Raw genomic sequence first — 17,473 nt, 5'->3', positions numbered from 1 at the left:
ATGGCAACAGTATCGCTCAAGAAACTCACCAAGAGCTACGGCCCGGTGGCGGTCGTGCACGGCATCGACCTCGAGGTCGCCGACCGCGAGTTCATCGCGCTGGTCGGGCCGTCCGGCTGCGGCAAGTCGACAACCCTGCGCATGATCGCCGGCCTCGAGGCGATCAGCGACGGCGTCATCGAGATCGGCGGCCGCATGGTCAACGATCTGCCGCCGCGCTCGCGCAACATCTCGATGGTGTTCCAATCTTACGCGCTCTACCCGCATATGACCGTGCGCGAAAACCTCGGCTTCTCGCTCAAGATAGCGGGCGCCGCGAAAGAAGAAATGGACCGTCGCGTCGCCGAAGCGTCCGGCATTCTCGGCCTCGACCAATTGCTCGACCGCCGGCCGTCGCAGCTGTCCGGCGGACAGCGCCAGCGCGTCGCCATGGGCCGCGCAATCGTGCGCGATCCCGACGTCTTCCTGTTCGACGAGCCGCTTTCCAATCTCGACGCCAAGCTTCGGACGCAGATGCGCACCGAGATCAAGAAGCTGCACGCCAAGGTCAACTCGACAGTGATCTACGTCACCCATGACCAGGTCGAAGCGATGACATTGGCGGACCGTATCGTCATCATGCGTGACGGTTTCATCGAGCAGGTCGGCACACCCGACGAGGTCTTCCGCCGGCCGCAGACACGCTTCGTCGCGGGCTTCATCGGCTCGCCGCCGATGAATCTGCACGAGGCGGTTGTCGACGACGGACAGTTGCTGTTCGCCAGCGGCGAGAGGCTGCCTTTGCCCAGCCAGTTCAAGGCCAATATCGAGGCCGGCGACAAAGTCGTGTTCGGCCTCAGGCCCGACGACATCTATCCGACCGGGCATGGCATCAGCTCCGGCGAAGAGGTCGACGTCCACCAGGTGGAGTTGCCGGTGACCGTCACCGAGCCGCTCGGCAACGAGACGCTGGTGTTCGCCGAATTCAACGGCAGCGACTGGGTATCGCGGATGCTCAATCCAAAGCCGCTGAAAGCCGGCGACCGGGTCAAGATGAGCCTGGACCTGTCGCAGGCCCATCTGTTTTCCGCCGAAACGGGCAAGACATTGCGAGGTTAAAATCATGGCAAAGATCGAGAAAATCGAACTGCGGATGGTCGACCTGGTGCCGAAGGTCAAGCGCACCGATGCCATCCAGAGTTTTGTCAGCCAGGAAACACCGATCGTCACCATCACCGACGCCGACGGCGCGGTCGGCACCGGCTACAGCTATACGATCGGCACGGGCGGCTCCTCGGTGATGCGGCTGCTGGCCGACCACCTTGCGCCGCGGCTGATCGGCCGCGACGCCGACATGATCGAGGCGATCTGGCACGAGCTGGAGTTCGCCACCCATGCCACGACGATCGGCGCGATCACGGCAATCGCGCTGGCGGCCATCGACACTGCCCTTTGGGACCTGCGGGCCAAGAAACAGAGGCTGCCGCTGTGGAAGCTGGCCGGCGGCGCCAAGGACCGCTGCCCGCTCTACACGACCGAAGGCGGTTGGCTGCATATCGAAACCGAGGCGCTGGTCGCGGATGCGCTGGCCGCCAAGGGCAAGGGGTTTCGCGGCTCGAAGGTCAAGATCGGCAAGCCGCACGGCTCCGAGGATCTTGTCCGGCTGACGGCGGTGCGCCGGGCGGTTGGAGACTCCTACGAAATCATGACCGACTGCAACCAGGGCTTTTCGGTCGACGAGGCGATCCGCCGGGCCGAGCGGCTGCGTGAGCTCGACCTGGCCTGGATCGAGGAACCTTTGCCGGCCGACGACATTGACGGCCATGTGCGGCTGTCGAGTGCGACGTCGACGCCGGTCGCCATCGGCGAGTCGCTCTATTCGATCCGGCATTTCCGCGAATATATGCAAAAGGGCGCGTGTTCGATCGTGCAGGTCGATGTCGGTCGCATCGGCGGCATCACGCCGTGGCTGAAGGTGGCGCATGCAGCCGAGGCGTTCGACATACCGGTCTGCCCGCATTTCCTGATGGAACTGCATGTCAGCCTGACATGCGCCGTTCAGAACGGCAGATATGTCGAGTATATTCCCCAGCTCGACGAGCTGACCGGCAAGAAAATGCGAATCGAGGACGGGCACGCGCTGGCGCCGGACGAGCCCGGCATCGGCATCGACTGGGATTGGGATGCGATCAAGGCGAAGAGCATCGCGGAATTCACCATGGCGATAGAAAAATAGGAGGCGGACATGCAGCGAATGGGAATGGTGCTCGGCCTCAAGCCGGAGAAAGTCGCCGAGTATGTGCGGCTTCACGCTGCCGTCTGGCCGGACGTCCTCAAGATGATTTCCGCCTGCAACATCAAGAATTATTCGATCTATCTGAGGGAGCCGGAGCACCTTTTGTTCAGCACCTTCGAGTACCACGGCACCGACTATGCCGCCGACATGGCGAAGATGGCTGCCGATCCCACAACGCAGGAATGGTGGGCGCTCTGCATGCCATGCCAGGAGCCGCTGCCGACCCGCAAGGAGGGCGAGTGGTGGGCGTCGATGGACGAAGTCTTCCATTATGACTGATGACATTTTCGATCCTGCCTCGCTCTCCCAGGCCTGGGCACAGCCGTCAAAGCCCAGGCCGATCGTGATTTTCGGCGCCGGCTCGATCGTCGGCGATGCGCATTTCCCGGCCTATGGGAAAGCCGGTTTCCCGGTTGCCGGGCTTTTCGACCCCGACCTGGCCAAGGCAGAAAAACTGGCGCAGAAATGGGGCGTCACCGCTTACCGGTCGGTCGAGGAAGCTGCGTCAATCAAGGACGCCGTCTTCGATCTGGCGACGCCGCCGGCCTATCATGCCGGGGTGCTCAGGGCGCTGCCCAATGGTGCGGTGGCGCTGATCCAGAAGCCGATGGGCAGCAATCTCATCGAGGCGACCGAGATCCTCGAAATCTGCCGCGCCAAAGACCTGAAGGCGGCGGTGAATTTCCAGCTTCGCTTCGCGCCGATGATGCTGGCGCTCAGGGATGCGATCGCCAAGGGCTGGCTCGGCGACGTGGTCGATTTCGACGCATGGCTGGCGCTGGCGACACCCTGGCAGCTCTGGGAATTCCTGTTGCAGGCGCCGCGCGTCGAGATCACCATGCATTCCATCCATTATCTCGACCTGATCCGGCAATTGCTCGGCGACCCCAAGGGGGTTCACGCCAAGACACTCGGCCACCCCGGCCATAAGGTTGCGCAAACGCGCACCAGCGCGATCCTCGACTATGGCGACACCGTGCGCTGTGCACTGTCGATCAACCACGATCACAAATTCGGTCGAAAACACCAGGCCTGCGAATTCCGCATCTGCGGCACCGAGGGCGCCGCTTACCTCAAATTAGGCGTCAACCTCGACTATCCGCGCGGCGAGCCGGACATTCTCGAAATCTACCCCAAAGGCGGCACGGACTGGATTGCGGTTCCACTCGTCGGCGCATGGTTTCCGGACGCCTTTGCCGGCCGCATGGCCAATGTCCAGCGCTACGCGTCGGGCGAGGACGCCGAGCTTGTCAGTTCCGTCGAGGACGGCTGGAACACCATGGCGCTGGTCGAAGCCGCCTACCGATCGAGCGCGGCGCCGGCAACACCGATAGCGGCGAGGCCCTGACATGGAGCAGACTGTCTATTTCGAGGACTACCGGATCGGCTCGTCGCGCATGACCAGCGGGCGCACCATCACCGAGACCGACTTCGTCGTCCATGCCGGCCATACCGGCGATTTCTTTCCCCACCACATGGACGCCGAGTTCATGAAGACGACGCCGTTCGGGCAGCGCATCGCCCACGGCACGCTGGTGTTTTCGGTCGGCGTCGGGCTGACGGCCAGCGTCGTCAACCCGGTTGCCTTCTCCTATGGCTACGACCGGCTGCGCTTCATCAAGCCGGTGTTCATCGGCGATACGATCAGGACCCGCACCACCATCTCGGCTAAGGAAGACGACCCGAAGCGACCCGATTCAGGCCGGGTCGTCGAGCGCTGCGAGGTGATCAACCAGCATGGCGACGTGGTGCTGGTCGCCGATCACATCTACATCGTCGAGCGTCGCGACAAGCCGAGTTGAGGCTCGACGGATGGCGCTGAAAACCTAAAGACAAAAAAACCGCCTTGCGGCGGGTTCTCGGTCCAAATCAGCACCATACGCAAATTAATAGCATAGCTGCCGGCACAAAGCAAGAACAAAATGTGGCAAACCGGATAAATCGCGACAGGTTGCGCTGCCCCTTATCGCCTTGCGAACCCCGACTTGCAGGACTTGGGTTCCTCGCCCCCGCGGAGCGGGGTGAGGTGGCCCGGCGAAGCCGGGACGGAGAGGGGGACGACATTCGCGAAGCCAGAACCTGTGAGGAACGGGCGCGAGTATTAGAGGAAGTCCATCAGGAGCCCTGAACATTTCCAGCCGCTGCGAAGACCCCTCTCCGTCCCGGCTTCGCCGGGCCACCTCTCCCCACTTCGTGGGGCGAGGAACCCAAGTTCCGCGGAGCAGGCGGATAGAGGTGGTGCCGACATCGGGAATTGGTCATATCCGGTTGACCGGATATACCGGCTTGCCGCCGCGCAGGACCGATGCGACATCGGCAAACACCTTGTTGCGAACCTCCGCGTAAGACTGGGTCGAGTAGTGCGCCGCGTGTGGACTGACCAGGACGGTGTCCAGCGCCAGCAGCGGATTGTCGGGCGAAGGCGGCTCCCGCTCGAACGTGTCGATGCCGGCGCCTGCCAGATGGCCGCGCCGGATCGCGTCCGCCAAGGCGACCTCGTCGACGAGGCCGCCGCGGGCCACGTTGATGAGTATCGCCCCTTCCTTCATCCGCGACAGGGCTTGCGCCGACATGATGTTTCTGGTCTCCGGTGTCGCGGGAACGTGCAGCGAGACGATGTCGGCCCTGGCCAGCAGCTCGTCGAAGCCGACCGGTTCGGCACCACCGGCCGCGATGCGCTCGGCCGGCATATGCGGGTCGTAGGCGATGATGTGGTAGCCGAAGACCCGCGCCCGCTCGGCAGTCAGCCGCCCGATCTGGCCGAAGCCGATCAGGCCGAGGATCTGCCTGTCGGGCCGCGTGATGCCGGCGCCGTCGGTCATTGCAGCCCAGCGGCCGGCGCGCACCGCGCTGTCGAACTGTTTCAGCCTGCGCGTCAAGGCCAGGATCAGGGCCATGGCGTGGGTGCTGACTTCAACCAGATTGGCGTCCGGCACGTAGGTTACCTGAACACCGGCACGGCTGGCGGCCTCGACGTCGATCGAATCAAGCCCTACGCCGAACCGCCCGATGACCTTGAGCCTCTTCAGTTCCGCCAAAACGCGAGCCGTGATCGGCTCCCGCAATACCATCAATGCGTCGGCGTCGCGGCAGTGTTCGATCAGGGCATCTTCCGTGAGCAGCGTCTTTTCGACAAATTCGACGTTCAAGCCGTCGAGGTAGCGCAGCTGCTCCTCCTCGACTGACAGCACACCGTCGGTCTTGATGATCTTCATGGCAAACTCTTGCTATGAGGCGCTGCGCGCCGAGGCGACGCCGGCGGCAAGGCCGGCCCCGAGAAACATCGTGTCGCTGGCCAGCATGTAGAAGCTGATGCCGTGCCGCGACCATTTGCCGACATCATCCGCCGAAGGGCGAAAGATGCCGACGGCCTTGCGGGCCGTGCGCGCCGCGGCCGCGATCCTGATAATCGCGGCATTGAGCTTGTCCTGGCCGGCCGGCCCCATGGCGTCGATCGAGACCGACAGGTCGCCGGGGCCAATGAAGACCACGTCGACGCCGTCGACCTGGACGATGTCGTCGATGTTGGCGAGCCCTTCGGCCGTCTCGACCTGGATGGCGACCGTCAGGACCTCGTTGGCCGATTTGAGGTAGTCCGGAATCCTGTAGCCATAACCGGCGGCGCGGCCTGGGCCGACACCGCGGGCGCCGACCGGCGGGTACCGGCAGGCCATGACCGCCATGCGCGCTTGCTCGGCCGTGGAGACGCGGGGTACCAGGACACCCGACGCGCCGGCGTCGAGCGCGGCCGCCATCCACTCCGGCGTGTGGCCGGGAACGCGCACCATCGCGGGAATCCTGTGGACATCGGCGGCGCGGATCAGATCCTCGAGCCGTTCGCGGCCGATCTGCGAATGCTCCCAGTCGATGCACAGGAAATCGACCCCGCTGGCGGCGGCCACTTCGACCGCCACAGGGTGCGGGATGGCACAGAAGGTACCGATGAGGCGATCGAGAGAGATACATTTCTTGCGAAAGTCGTACATGAAATCTCCAGAAATTTTCGGCGTCGGCAAAAACCTGTTTGCCTATGTGGCCCTTGACGAAGGATGCACGGCTTCCGTCGACATCGGAAAATGCCGGCTGCCGCCTGAAAACGGCGGGAAGGTCTTGTAGTCGGCGCGCATCTGCAGCCGCGCCGGCGATTGCAGCGCGTGCGTCAATGCCGCGGGACTGTCGAACATGACGCGATTGCGCTGCATATGGTCGATCCGCGGCCAGGGCAGCGAACCGCACCAATCCAGTCGCGACAGAACCTCGATGTGGCGAATGCCGGGGAAGCCCCGCATCAATTGCGGATGATGCGTCACATAGTGGTAGAGCCAGGCATTCATGTCTTCGGCCGGCCCGGGATAGTGGACAAGATAGCTGCAGGGGAGCCCGGACGTCTTGACGCCAGCGTCGTCGACGGGAAACGGACGCACGCACATTGCCTGCTGCGTCGGCCTCGAACCGGCGATGCTCGACAGCATACCCGGTGCGGCAAGCGCCTGCAGATGGCCGGACGGCGCCAGCGCCGCCTCCATGTCCGCCAGTTCGTCGAAATAGAGCTGGAAGCCAAAGACCGGCGGTGGACCATCGTTGTTGAACATGTCCGTCGCCACTTCGGGCAGATAGATGTTTGCAAGCGCAAGGCCCGGCGTTGAAGCAATCACACGCCGCACGGCGTCAACATCTTCGCCGGCGATGGCCAAATTTGCCTCGCGGTCATCATGGAAGAAAGCAAGATAGGCAAAGCGCATGTGGACACCTGCTGGATCGAGTTCGACTAGATCAAATTCGGAAGAAAGAGAGCGATCTGCGGAAAGAGGACAATCAGCAGGATCAGCAGAAGCGTCAGCGCGATGTAAGGCGCCGCAGCCATGGCAACCGTCTTGAGCGATGTGCCTTTCGGCGCAACGCCGATCATGATGAACAGCAGCAGACCAAACGGCGGCGTGGTGAAGCCGACCTCGTAGGCGAGCAGCAGGATCAGCCCGAACCATACCGGCTCGTAGCCGAATTGCTGGGCGATCGGCAGGAAGATCGGCAGCGTGATCAGCATCATCGAGACCTGATCCATGAACATGCCGAGCAGCAGGATGACGAGCACCATCATGAGCAGCATGGGATACGGTCCAAGATCGTAGCCGACGATGAACTGGATAAAGCCGTTGGAGGCGCCGGAGAAGGCGAATATCTGCGAGAACGTCGTCGAAGCCGAGATGATCAGGAAGGTCATGCCGGTGACCTTCATCGCATCGTCCAGCGACTTCCAGACAACCGACCAGCTGAACCGTCGGTAGACAAACAACAAGGCGAAGACGGCGGCACAGCCGAGTCCGGCCGATTCCGTCGGCGTCGCTATCCCAAGGATGATCGTGCCGACCACCATGAATACGATGACGCTCATCGGAATGATGTTGACGGCAACCGCCCTCACCTTCTCGGCCGCACGAACGGCGGGCACCGGATAGTGCGGAGCGGCGTCCGGATCGATCTTCGTCTGGGCGAAGATCAGCGCCGCGTACATGACAACGAGCAGCAGTCCGGGCAGAGCCCCCGCTATGAGCAGCGCGCCGACGTCGATCTGGGCAAGCGAGCCGAGCAAGACGGCCAGCGAGGATGGCGGGATGATGACGGCAAGGCTTCCGGCGCCAAGCACCGGGCCGTAGGCCATATGCGGCTTGTAGCCTCGCTTCAGCATCTCGGGCACCATCAGCGAGCCCATCATGCCGGTATTGGCAAGGCTGGAACCTGACAGCGCGGAAAAGATCGTGCCGGCGGCGAGGACGACATAGGCAAGGCGTCCGCGCAGATTGCCGATGCACAGGTCGAGCGCGTAGATGACTTTCTCGCCGAGGCCGGAGCGGAAGAACAGGCTGCCCATGACGAGGAACATCGGCAGCGGGGCAAGCGCATAGGTCGAGACAGCGTCGGAGAAGTTGGCGACCATCTGCGTCACGCCGATCGAACCGCCGAAGAACAGGTACAGCCCGATCACATTGGTGACGAAGAATGCGAAGGCGACCGGCAGCCCAAGGCCCATCAAGACAAGGATGGTGCCAACGAGCACGGCGAATGGAAACAGCCAGGCCACTCCTCAGAGCCCTTCCATTTCCAGCGGATCGAGCGTGTACAGCGTGTCACGGCCGAGCAGATATCTGAGCCATTCCAGCGCCGAGAGATAGAAGGCGAGCATGATGGGCAGAAAGACCAGCCATTTCGGCATATCGAAACTGCGCGTTTCGTATTCGCCGCCCGCCACAGCACTTGTCAGCGAAGACAGAGCGACGCTGCCGAGGTAGAGGCTGACGGCAATGCAGGCGAGATAGACCAGCTTTTCAAGCACCGCCCGTGCCCGCACCGGCAGCGCCTGGCGCAGGAACTCGACGAAGACATGGCCCTTGCTGTGGACCAGCCAGGGCATCGGCAGAAATGCCGCATAGAGCAGACCGTATTCCGTCGCCGATACTGCCCAGGCAAGCGGCCTCAGGCCCAGATTGCGGACGCATACATCAGCAACCACAGCGACAATGATGAGGCCAAGCACCACTTTTGCCGCCGCCGCCAACGCAAGGCTCAGCTTCCCGATCGCTGCAAACAATCCGTCCATTTCCGACGACCCTCATGTCCACCTTGATGAAGGGCGCACCAGCGCCCTCCGCTCGGGCTACTGGAAGAATTTCTTCAACTGATCGATGTTGGTGGGATCGCGTTTGGTCATTCTCGCCCAGCTCGCCTGCGTGGCAGCCGCCAGGAATTTGTCGCGGCCGGCGCCGGTCAAGCTGATCACCTTCTGCCCGCCGCCGATCATTGCCTGTGCCTGCTTTTCGGACTCGGCGAGATTGGCGTCATAGCTCACGCGCTCGTATTCGACGGCCGTGTCGGCAAGCAGCTTCTGCGCCTCGGGCGACAGCGTGTCCCATTTGGCCTTGTTGATCGAGATCAGCACGTCGGTTTTGAAGAACTGCGGGTCGACACGGTATTTGGTGAATTTGTCCCAGCCGAAGGACGCATAGCCAAATACGGTATAGGCGTTGGCATTGACGACGCCGCGCTCGAGCGAAGTATAGACGTCTCCCGGCGCTTGCACGATGACCGTCGCGCCCAGGGATTCGAGGAAATCGCGATAGAGCGGCGAGGAACGTATCTTCAGGCCGCCCCAGTCGATGCTGCCTTCGCTATTGAGCTTGGGTTCGTCGACGGTGAAGACGTTGAAGCCCGAGCCCGCGTCGACATGCGCCAGCAGATGGGCATTGGCCTTCTTCTCGAAAATCCCGCTGATGAAGTCCCAGCCGCCATTGTCGCGAACCTCCCAGGGCGTCTTCGTCGATGCGGAGAAAACCTCGCCTTCGGGCACGAGTTCGAGGAACTGCCCTGCCGGTGTGCCGATCACGTCGATCAGGCCGCTCCTGAGCGCCGCGCCCTGCTGGATCGGCGGAATGACCTCCGGCCCGCCACGGACGTTGATCTGGACCACGCCCTTGCCCTTTTCGTTCACTTCCTGAACGAACTTCAGGAAGCTCTGGGCGTAGCCGTTCTGCGTCGGTGTAAAATGCACGGCGTTGAGGACGACCTCTTCGGCCGCGGCGATACCCGCCACACCCGACATGAGTGCAGCCAGAACAAGGGATTTCCAAATGCGCATTGCCATACTCCCTTTGATAGTTCGTCCATGAACCGGCCCATGATCGGGCCGATCTGAAATTGCGATCGCTGCGCCGCCACGCGAACGGCGGTTAGTTGACATCATCTCCTACTGTCAGGAACCGCCCATGCGCGTAGAAGACCGGCGATCGGTCAGCGCGATCCAGCGCAACGCCCGAGACGATGCCGATGACGATCATGTGCGACGCCCGCACAATAATTTCGGCCACCCGGCATTCGAACATTGCACGCGCGCCGACAAGCAAGGGCGCGCCGGTTTCGCCACGCACCCATGATCCGGACGAGAACCGCGCGGCGCCCTTGGCTTTGGTCATGCCGCCAAAGGCACGTGCGACATTCTCCTGGTCGCCGGCGGGAAGATTGACCGAAAACGGCAATCCTTCGCGAATGGCCGAGGCAAAGGTGCTGCCGCGGTTGACGCAGGCCAGCAGCGACGGCGGCTCGGCGCTGAACGAACAGAGGGCCGTCGCCGTGATGCCGCAAAAACCGATCTCGTCATGTTCCGACGCGAGGATGGCGACCGAGCCCGCCACGGCCCGCATCGCCTGCTTGAAGGCGCGCGGATTGATGGCGTCGTGCCCATGCACCCACGGGGTCGGAATGGCGGCCGCCGGCATCAATTTACTCGAAGCCCGGCCTGGCGCATCAGCGGCAGCACGCGGTCGCAGAAGAAGGGCAATTCGTAGGTGTAGTTGACGAATGTAAGGGCGGCGCCGGAATAGCCCTGGTCCATGATCTCAGTGAGATCGTCGACGATCTTTTCCGGCGTGCCGATGAGCGGGAACGTTCCGGCACCGCCGGCGAACCTTTGTCGATATTCGGTGAAAGCCTTCGCATCGTGCGAGTTCGCGAATTCCTTCTTCTTGCGCATGTGCTCGTCGACCGCACCCTCGTCCGCGCATTCCAGCGCGTAGTGCCGGTAGTAGTCCTCGGCTTCCTGCTGGGTCTCCCGGCAGACGACGTGACAGACCGTATAGACGCCGACTTCGCGCCCGACTTCGGCCGCGCGGTTGGTAATGTCGACCACATGCGCACGGCCGTCGGCGATTTCGGAAAAAGTCGAAAACAGATAGTCACAGTGGCGCGCTGCGTAGTTGCGCCCCGGCGCGCCGAAGGCGGCGTTCATGGTCACCGGTCGCGGCGCCTGCAGGCTTGGCGGCCGGCTGACGACACCCTTCAGATCATAGAACTCGCCGCTGAAGTCGAACGGCTCCCTCGATTGATAGGCACGCACGATGATGTTGATCCATTCCTCGGCCTGATCGTAGGTCCGCTCGCCGACCGTCTGCCCGAACATGGCGAACTCGTCGGGGTTCCAGCCGCAGACAATGTTCAAGCCGGCCCGCCCGTTGGAGATGTGGTCGACCGTCGCCAGCGCTTTTGCAGCCTGCAGCGGATGTACCAGCGGCACATGCACCGTCATGAACAGGCCGATGTTCTCGGTGGCGACAGCAAGGCCCGCCGCCCAGGTGAAAGTCTCGAACGACCATTCCCGCACATGCGTCAATCCGCCGAAGCCGCGCCAGCGGGCGATCGGCAGCAGAAACTCGAGGCCGGCGCGATCGGCGATGCAGGCGGAGTTGAGGTTGTCTTCCCAGCGGGCACGCCAGCGCTCGGGAACGGTGGTCATTGCCAGGCCGCCATCGGCATTCATCGAAAAGACGCCGAGCTTGAACCTGTTCGGCCCTTTCAGCGGGTGCTGCTTCCTGATCATGCTTTCCCCCGCCGCGACATGCCCTCACCTTCACCGTTGGAGTTTTGAAACGGTGGGCTAAGCTTCATGAAACGCTCCTCGGCGTTCTGAATGAAGTGGGTCATGCGGTCGTAAGCGGCGACGGCGTCGCGCTTGACGAATGCCTCATAGATTGCGCGCATGCCGGCAACGATAACGGCCTGCGTCGGCTGGTGCGACAGCGTCCTTAAGCGGACGACGAGCACGTGGTCGGCGAACCTTGCAATGGTTTGTGAAAGGCGCTCGTTCTCGACGGCGCCGAGCCAACAATTTCTGAATGCCGAATTGGCCTGGAAAAAGCGGTCGGCATCGCCGGCGGCGGCCGCAGCCTCGGCCTCCCGAAGCGCGGCTGCCAGCGTCTTGAGGCCAGCGGCGTCAAGTGTCCGTGCGGCGTGCGCGGCGGCCCGCGGCTCAAGCAGGCGGCGGACCTCGAAGATGTCGGCGACATCCGTCGCGGTAAGCGTGGGCAAGGTGAAGCCGCGTGTGGTGCCGACGAGATAGCCCTCATGCACCAACTGCATCAAGGCGTCGCGAACAGGCATTCTGGAAATACCGAGCTGGGCGGCAATATCGACGTCGACGAGCTTCTGGCCAGGCGCCAATTCGCCATGCTGTATCGTCAGCCGGATTTGTTGATAGACCTGGGCACGCAGATTGCCATCGCCAACCCGTTTGAGCTCTATCGTTTCCGTCATCCACGCCTTCCCATGCGAAGATTTCGTATATCGTTTGAGGCTGTGTTCTCGCAGTCGTGCCGTTTGAAATGCAGCCACGTGTCGGCAGAAATCGACCTATCAGCCATGTTCCCGGCTCAAGTGGAGCATAGGCTGGATCACCTGGCAAGATGTTTTAAGTTTATAATGTATACTGTTTGAGTTCGCTGTCCGGAGGGCAATGGACCGCGCCGCGCCGCGCGACGGCAGGGACAGCTAACGATCCGCGCGGTTCGGTAAAAAACGTACAGACGTTTTTCCGTGACACATCGAAGTTGACGGATTTAACTAAAATTACTTGCGATCTGCGCGCGCCGGCACGCCCACCCCGATCCCCTCGCCGGTACGCATTACTGGATCGCCCGCCGTATCGAAAGGTGCGGCGGGCTTTTCGTTTCGTTTAGCGGGGAGGCGCTTATGCGAGACTTGCCCAGGAATATCGACGCCGACGTTGTGATCGAAATCAGCAAGCTGCTCGACGACCGGGCGAAGTCCGTGCCAGTGCCGGTGCACAAGCTGGCGGCGATGATCCGGCTGGGCGTCGAGACCCGTCTGACCGATCACTCCATCGAGGAGCTGATCGTGGAAATGGCCGCGACGCGGGGGCTTCCGATGTTGTTCGATTTGCCGGTGGCAAATGTCGACAATGTCGTGCCGTTCGCCTCGGCGCGGCGTCCCCGCTGACACTTCGCTCGAACCCCACCGATCGTCGCGTCGCCGCCCGATTTCACTTGCCCTGATGCGCGGGCCGAGTGTCGCCTTTCTTTTCGGGGTCGTGGGTATGGTGGCTGTCGCGTTCACCGCCGCCGCCGGAGACCTTGCTGTGGCTGCGACGGTCGGAGTCGGCCGGCGGCTTTTCGATGCTCAGCGGCTTCTTGGCGTTTTCGTGCGCGGCGCCGGGACCGCCCTGGCGGATGCTGGCAGGAGTCTTCTTCGACGTGGACATGACCTAGCGATCCTGAACGTTGCCTTGATGGGTGGTGTTGACCTTCGTATTGCCTTGCTGGCCCTGCTTGTCGGGATCCGGAACGGCAGATTGCGGCGCCTGGTCGGCTGCTACCGATTTTTTGTCACCGGCGCCCTTTGGGCTCAGATTCTTCGGCGGCACAGGCGGAGGTTTTGTGCTCATGGCGTTTCTCCTTCCGCCACCCAAACAAGCGGCTCGGGAGAAAGGTTCCCAAGGGTCCGACACTAACGGTGATTGCCGCAACGAGCCGGGTCCACAGGCCGTGGCTTGAGGCCGGCGGGATCCAGGATTATTTCTTGATGATGTTTCCGTTGTTCAGATCGAAGGCCTGGGCACCGAACGCCTGCCTGAAGAAATCCTCCTGCAGATCGCCCCATTCGCCGAGATAGGCGCCGCAATTGCTGCAATGGATCGGCGTCGAATCCTTCGGATTGTCGGGAATCTCCATCAGGATCGTCCCGCACGCCTTGCAATCGAGCTTGTCATCCAAACGGCGGCCCATTGGCACATGATCGCGCGTTTTCAGCCGTGCGCCAATTGTTGTTTTCGTACGAAGCTGCGAACGGTACGTTTTCCACCTGCAGGCGGGCAGTAGCTAGCGTTCCGCCGGATTTCCGAAGGCCGGATCTCGCCGCCTCGAGTACGTCCCCACCCGCGGCAGCTCGTCTGGAAAGTCGACCCAGGGAAGCCTCATGTCCCAATATGCGTGAGCTTGGGGCGGAAACCGTTCGGGGTGGTCGAGAAAGCCGATCGCCAGATAGAGTTCGTCGGGCAGGCCCTGGTCGACATAGCCGATCGATGTTCCGCAATCCGCGCAGAAGGACCGGAGCACGCCGGGGGTTTTCGAAAAGGTCTTCGGTGCGCCGGTGAGCAATGTGAATTCGGAAGGCCGATAACCGACCCACACCGACAGAGGGCTTCCTATCGCCTTGCGGCAGTCGTCATCGTGATCGGAGCAAACCCAGAAAGGCTCGCCGCGCATCTCCGCCGTTATGGCGCCGCAAAAACAGGACCCCGTTTCAGTTCGTGCCATTGGCTAACGTCATCGCTGGATTCGCCTTCATTGCTGACCTGGCATTTCGGTATTTTCCTTGGGGTTCTTCTTGATGCCGGCGGCAGGCGAGGTATCGGCCGGAGCATTGCCACCCTGGTTCTGCTCAGGGGCTCTTTTGAGCGGCGAAGTCTGCCAGCCCATATCGCCGTACAAAAAGCCTATGAGAAAGCCGACGATGATGATGGCCGAAATCACCATCGCAATTAACGCGTTACGTCGCTCCATTTCGCGCGGCTCCTTTCTTCGAGCCGAACAAACGATGGCGGAAATGGTTCCGGCGAGACGGACCGGCGTGACGGTACGGACCCAGCCCGGAACATTCAGCCTCACCGCGGGTTCGTATGAGTGCTCTTCTACAGGGAATGGCTTGCATGAAACCCGCCGTAACCGATCGCATCGAAACCAAGAAATACGACCACCCGACAGGCGGCTGGGGATCGCTCAAATCCCTGGTCCGCAAGGCGCGAGGCGAAGGCCTGCTCTTGTCCGGGATATGGAGCACGCTGCTCAAGCAGAACAAGGCCGACGGCTATATGTGCGTGTCTTGCTCATGGGCAAAGCCAGCCCAGCCGAGGCCTTTCGAATTCTGTGAAAACGGCGCCAAGGCGACGATGTGGGATCAGACCAAGCTGCGCTGCGAACCCGCATTCTTCGCCGAGCATTCGGTGACGGAACTGCTCGATTGGCCGGACCACGATCTGGAGAAACAGGGCAGGCTAACAGAGCCCATGCGCTACAATGCCGCCACCGACCATTACGAGCCGGTCTCCTGGGACGATGCGTTCCGCGACATAGCTGCCGAACTGGGGCGGCTCGATCCCAAATCGGTAGTGTTCTACACCTCTGGCCGGGCCTCGCTCGAGGCCTCGTTCATGTACCAGCTTTTTGCACGAATCTATGGGTCTTCGAACCTGCCCGATTCGTCCAACATGTGTCATGAATCGACCTCGGTCGGCTTGCCGGAATCGATCGGCTCGCCGGTCGGGACCGTGCAGCTCGAAGACTTTGCGAAATGCGACATGATGTTCTTCTTCGGGCACAACACCGGGGTGACGGCGCCGCGCCTGCTGCATCCGCTGCAGGAGGCACGTCAACGCAACGTGCCCGTCTTCACCTTCAATCCCTTGCCCGAGCGGGGACTGAAACGCTTCAAGAACCCGCAAAACCCTGTCGACATGCTGTCGCCCGGGCCTGGCACCAAAATGTCCAGCGACTTTTTCCAGGTTCGTTCGGGCGGCGACATTGCCGCGATAACGGGCATCGGCAAAGCGTTGCTGGCGCTCGACGATGCCGCCCGCGAAAGCGGCAGGACGCGTGTCCTCGACACGGCTTTCATCGCCGAGCACACGCATGGCTTCGCCGAGTTCGAAGCCTTCCTGCGCAACACCCAGTGGGGCGATATCGTCGCACGATCCGGCATTGCGCAGACCGACCTGGAGCATGTCGCCGAAGTCTACAGCCATGCCAACGCGGTGATCGGCAATTACGGCATGGGCCTGACCCAGCATCGGCACGGCACCGAGAACGTCCAGATGCTGTGCAACCTTTTGATGATGCGCGGCAATATCGGAAAACCCGGCGCCGGCATTTCGCCGCTGCGCGGCCATTCCAATGTCCAGGGGCAGCGCACCGTCGGCATATCGGAAAAACCCGAGCTCGTGCCGCTCGACAAGTTCGCCGAATTCTACGCCTTTGAACCGCCGCGCGAAAAAGGCCTCGATACGGTCGAAACCTGCGAAGGCGTCATCGACGGATCGGTCAAGGGCTTCATCGGACTCGGCGGCAATTTCGTGCGGGCCGTTCCGGAAACCGGCCTGGTCGAGAAAGCCTGGCGTGGGCTCGACCTGCATGTCGAGATCGCGACCAAGCTCAACCGCAGCCATCTGATCGCCGGCCGGACAACCTATTTGCTGCCTTGCCTGTCACGGCTGGAACGAGATCATCAGGCAAGCGGCGACCAAAGGGTGTCGGTAGAGGATTCCACCGCCTGTATCCACGGCTCGTTCGGATCGCGACCTCCGGCTTCGCCGCATCTGCTTTCCGAGCCCAGGATCGTTGCCGAGCTCGCCAAGGCGACAGTGCCGGGCAGGAGTTCGATCCCATGGGACGAGTGGGTTGGGGATTATTCCCGCATCCGCGACGAAATCGAGCGCTGCTACCCCCAACATTTCCGCGACTTCAACAAGCGTTTCCTGACACCCGGCGGCTTCCATCGCGACATCAAGGCGAGCAAGCGGGTGTGGGAGACGCCGAACAAGAAGGCCAACTTCAAGCTGCCAAGTGGCCTTGAAACCGATCCCGACATCGATGTCGCCGGCCACGATGTGCTGACACTGATCACGGTCCGCTCCAACGACCAGTTCAACACGACGGTCTACGGCTACAACGACCGGCTGCGCGGCATCAGCGGCACACGCATGGTGCTGTTGATGAACGAGAAGGATATCCAGCGCTTCGGTTTGAGCGCCGGACAGGAAGTCGATCTCGAAGCCAATGCGCAGGACGGTGTGGAGCGCCGCGTGCACGGGCTGCGCGTTACACCTTACTCGGTGCCGGAGGGAAATTGCGCCGGTTACTACCCCGAGCTCAACCCGCTGGTTCCTTTGTGGCACAGAGCCGAGAAGGCTCATGTTCCGGCGGTCAAATCGGTACCGGTGCGGATATTGCCATAGGCGTTCGTCGTTCGCGGCAGGCACGCACCACGCCGATGTGACCTGGCGCGACTTTCAAATCGCGACCTCAGCCGGCTCGCGCGAGTTCATCCACGGCATTCAGGATCGCACTCTGGCTCGCCGGCTTCTGCACGATCCTGCAAGCGCGGAACCCGGCCGGAATTTCGCGTTCACCAAAGCCTGAGAGGAAGGCGAACGGAACACCACGCGTCCGCAACGCTTCCGCAATCGGATAGCTGGTTTCGTCGTTCAACTGGATATCCAGTAACGCCGCGTCGACGCCGCCTTCGCCAACGAGCCGGAGTGCCGCCGTCACCGACGAAACAGGTCCAACCACCTGATGGCCGGCTTTGCGCAGGTAAGCCGCCGCATCGTCGGCGATCAGCCATTCATCCTCGACGATCAGCACA

Annotated in this window: 22 protein-coding genes; 7 read left to right on the top strand and 15 right to left on the bottom strand. The window is 62.1% G+C overall.

From position 1 onward, the window contains the following. Genes NKI18_RS10810 through NKI18_RS10790 form a run of 5 tightly spaced genes read left to right on the top strand, consistent with a single transcriptional unit; the run spans position 1 to position 4,077 of the window. Entirely contained in the window at positions 1-1,098 is a 1,098-nt protein-coding gene (locus tag NKI18_RS10810; protein ID WP_352614968.1) for an ABC transporter ATP-binding protein, read from the top strand. A gap of 4 nt (positions 1,099-1,102) precedes the next feature. Continuing rightward, positions 1,103-2,215, top strand: a complete 1,113-nt coding sequence (locus NKI18_RS10805) for a mandelate racemase/muconate lactonizing enzyme family protein (protein WP_352614966.1) — start codon at positions 1,103-1,105, stop codon at positions 2,213-2,215. A gap of 9 nt (positions 2,216-2,224) precedes the next feature. After that, positions 2,225-2,554 (top strand): L-rhamnose mutarotase, encoded by a 330-nt coding sequence (locus tag NKI18_RS10800; RefSeq protein WP_023676093.1) that lies wholly within the window; start codon positions 2,225-2,227, stop codon positions 2,552-2,554. Beyond that, on the top strand, positions 2,547-3,623 hold the full coding sequence (locus tag NKI18_RS10795; protein WP_352614965.1) for a Gfo/Idh/MocA family protein: 1,077 nt from the start codon (positions 2,547-2,549) through the stop codon (positions 3,621-3,623). The genes NKI18_RS10800 and NKI18_RS10795 overlap by 8 nt, the downstream gene beginning before the upstream one ends. Before the next feature lies 1 nt (position 3,624). Beyond that, positions 3,625-4,077, top strand: coding sequence for a MaoC/PaaZ C-terminal domain-containing protein (locus tag NKI18_RS10790; RefSeq protein ID WP_352569274.1), 453 nt, complete (start codon positions 3,625-3,627; stop codon positions 4,075-4,077). Positions 4,078-4,533: 456 nt separating this feature from the next. Here the strand turns inward: NKI18_RS10790 and NKI18_RS10785 are convergent, their stop codons facing one another. The 9 genes from NKI18_RS10785 to NKI18_RS10745 all read right to left on the bottom strand — a co-directional run bounded on the left by NKI18_RS10785 (position 4,534) and on the right by NKI18_RS10745 (position 12,352). Further along, positions 4,534-5,490, bottom strand: coding sequence for a C-terminal binding protein (locus NKI18_RS10785; RefSeq protein WP_352614964.1), 957 nt, complete (start codon positions 5,488-5,490; stop codon positions 4,534-4,536). Positions 5,491-5,502: 12 nt separating this feature from the next. Further along, positions 5,503-6,261: an HpcH/HpaI aldolase family protein gene (locus NKI18_RS10780; protein ID WP_352614962.1), complete on the bottom strand. Its 759-nt coding sequence runs from the start codon at positions 6,259-6,261 to the stop codon at positions 5,503-5,505. A gap of 42 nt (positions 6,262-6,303) precedes the next feature. Continuing rightward, positions 6,304-7,017: a hypothetical protein gene (locus NKI18_RS10775; RefSeq protein WP_352614961.1), complete on the bottom strand. Its 714-nt coding sequence runs from the start codon at positions 7,015-7,017 to the stop codon at positions 6,304-6,306. A 26-nt stretch (positions 7,018-7,043) separates the two neighbouring features. Beyond that, positions 7,044-8,354, bottom strand: a complete 1,311-nt coding sequence (locus tag NKI18_RS10770) for a TRAP transporter large permease (RefSeq protein ID WP_352575490.1) — start codon at positions 8,352-8,354, stop codon at positions 7,044-7,046. Positions 8,355-8,357: 3 nt separating this feature from the next. After that, entirely contained in the window at positions 8,358-8,870 is a 513-nt protein-coding gene (locus NKI18_RS10765; RefSeq protein WP_352451558.1) for a TRAP transporter small permease, read from the bottom strand. A gap of 57 nt (positions 8,871-8,927) precedes the next feature. Beyond that, positions 8,928-9,905 (bottom strand): TRAP transporter substrate-binding protein DctP, encoded by a 978-nt coding sequence (dctP, locus tag NKI18_RS10760; protein ID WP_352614959.1) that lies wholly within the window; start codon positions 9,903-9,905, stop codon positions 8,928-8,930. Positions 9,906-9,996: 91 nt separating this feature from the next. Then, the gene (locus NKI18_RS10755) at positions 9,997-10,542 is read right to left on the bottom strand and encodes a flavin reductase family protein (protein WP_352614957.1); all 546 of its coding nucleotides are present in this window, start codon (positions 10,540-10,542) and stop codon (positions 9,997-9,999) included. After that, positions 10,542-11,636 (bottom strand): LLM class flavin-dependent oxidoreductase, encoded by a 1,095-nt coding sequence (locus NKI18_RS10750; RefSeq protein ID WP_352455311.1) that lies wholly within the window; start codon positions 11,634-11,636, stop codon positions 10,542-10,544. Before NKI18_RS10750 ends, NKI18_RS10755 begins: the two co-directional genes overlap by 1 nt. After that, on the bottom strand, positions 11,636-12,352 hold the full coding sequence (locus tag NKI18_RS10745) for a GntR family transcriptional regulator (RefSeq protein WP_352614955.1): 717 nt from the start codon (positions 12,350-12,352) through the stop codon (positions 11,636-11,638). Before NKI18_RS10745 ends, NKI18_RS10750 begins: the two co-directional genes overlap by 1 nt. A gap of 435 nt (positions 12,353-12,787) precedes the next feature. On the opposite strand from NKI18_RS10745, the gene NKI18_RS10740 reads away from it, so the two are divergent. Continuing rightward, positions 12,788-13,054 carry a hypothetical protein gene (locus NKI18_RS10740; protein WP_352590406.1) on the top strand — a complete coding sequence of 89 codons (267 nt, stop codon included), beginning with the start codon at positions 12,788-12,790 and terminating at the stop codon, positions 13,052-13,054. 43 nt (positions 13,055-13,097) lie between these two features. On the opposite strand, the gene NKI18_RS10735 is transcribed toward NKI18_RS10740, so the two are convergent. The 5 genes from NKI18_RS10735 to NKI18_RS10715 form a co-directional block, all read right to left on the bottom strand. Then, the gene (locus tag NKI18_RS10735) at positions 13,098-13,316 is read right to left on the bottom strand and encodes a hypothetical protein (RefSeq protein WP_352476476.1); all 219 of its coding nucleotides are present in this window, start codon (positions 13,314-13,316) and stop codon (positions 13,098-13,100) included. Between the two features lie 3 nt (positions 13,317-13,319). Further along, a complete protein-coding gene (locus NKI18_RS10730) occupies positions 13,320-13,499 on the bottom strand; it encodes a hypothetical protein (RefSeq protein ID WP_292657139.1) in 180 nt (59 codons plus the stop codon). Positions 13,500-13,626: 127 nt separating this feature from the next. Next, positions 13,627-13,839: a hypothetical protein gene (locus tag NKI18_RS10725; RefSeq protein ID WP_036238316.1), complete on the bottom strand. Its 213-nt coding sequence runs from the start codon at positions 13,837-13,839 to the stop codon at positions 13,627-13,629. Between the two features lie 93 nt (positions 13,840-13,932). Continuing rightward, positions 13,933-14,370 (bottom strand): GFA family protein, encoded by a 438-nt coding sequence (locus NKI18_RS10720; protein WP_352614954.1) that lies wholly within the window; start codon positions 14,368-14,370, stop codon positions 13,933-13,935. 27 nt (positions 14,371-14,397) lie between these two features. Then, a complete protein-coding gene (locus NKI18_RS10715) occupies positions 14,398-14,616 on the bottom strand; it encodes a hypothetical protein (RefSeq protein ID WP_254818791.1) in 219 nt (72 codons plus the stop codon). 146 nt (positions 14,617-14,762) lie between these two features. On the opposite strand from NKI18_RS10715, the gene NKI18_RS10710 reads away from it, so the two are divergent. Continuing rightward, positions 14,763-17,063, top strand: a complete 2,301-nt coding sequence (locus NKI18_RS10710; protein ID WP_352614952.1) for an FdhF/YdeP family oxidoreductase — start codon at positions 14,763-14,765, stop codon at positions 17,061-17,063. Positions 17,064-17,130: 67 nt separating this feature from the next. Here the strand turns inward: NKI18_RS10710 and NKI18_RS10705 are convergent, their stop codons facing one another. After that, entirely contained in the window at positions 17,131-17,472 is a 342-nt protein-coding gene (locus NKI18_RS10705) for a response regulator (RefSeq protein ID WP_245274673.1), read from the bottom strand. Position 17,473 lies beyond the last annotated feature (1 nt).

Origin of the sequence: Mesorhizobium sp. M0800 (genome assembly GCF_040320095.1) — a bacterium.
Taxonomy (GTDB): domain Bacteria; phylum Pseudomonadota; class Alphaproteobacteria; order Rhizobiales; family Rhizobiaceae; genus Mesorhizobium.
This window is presented reverse-complemented; position numbering and strand designations above follow the sequence as displayed.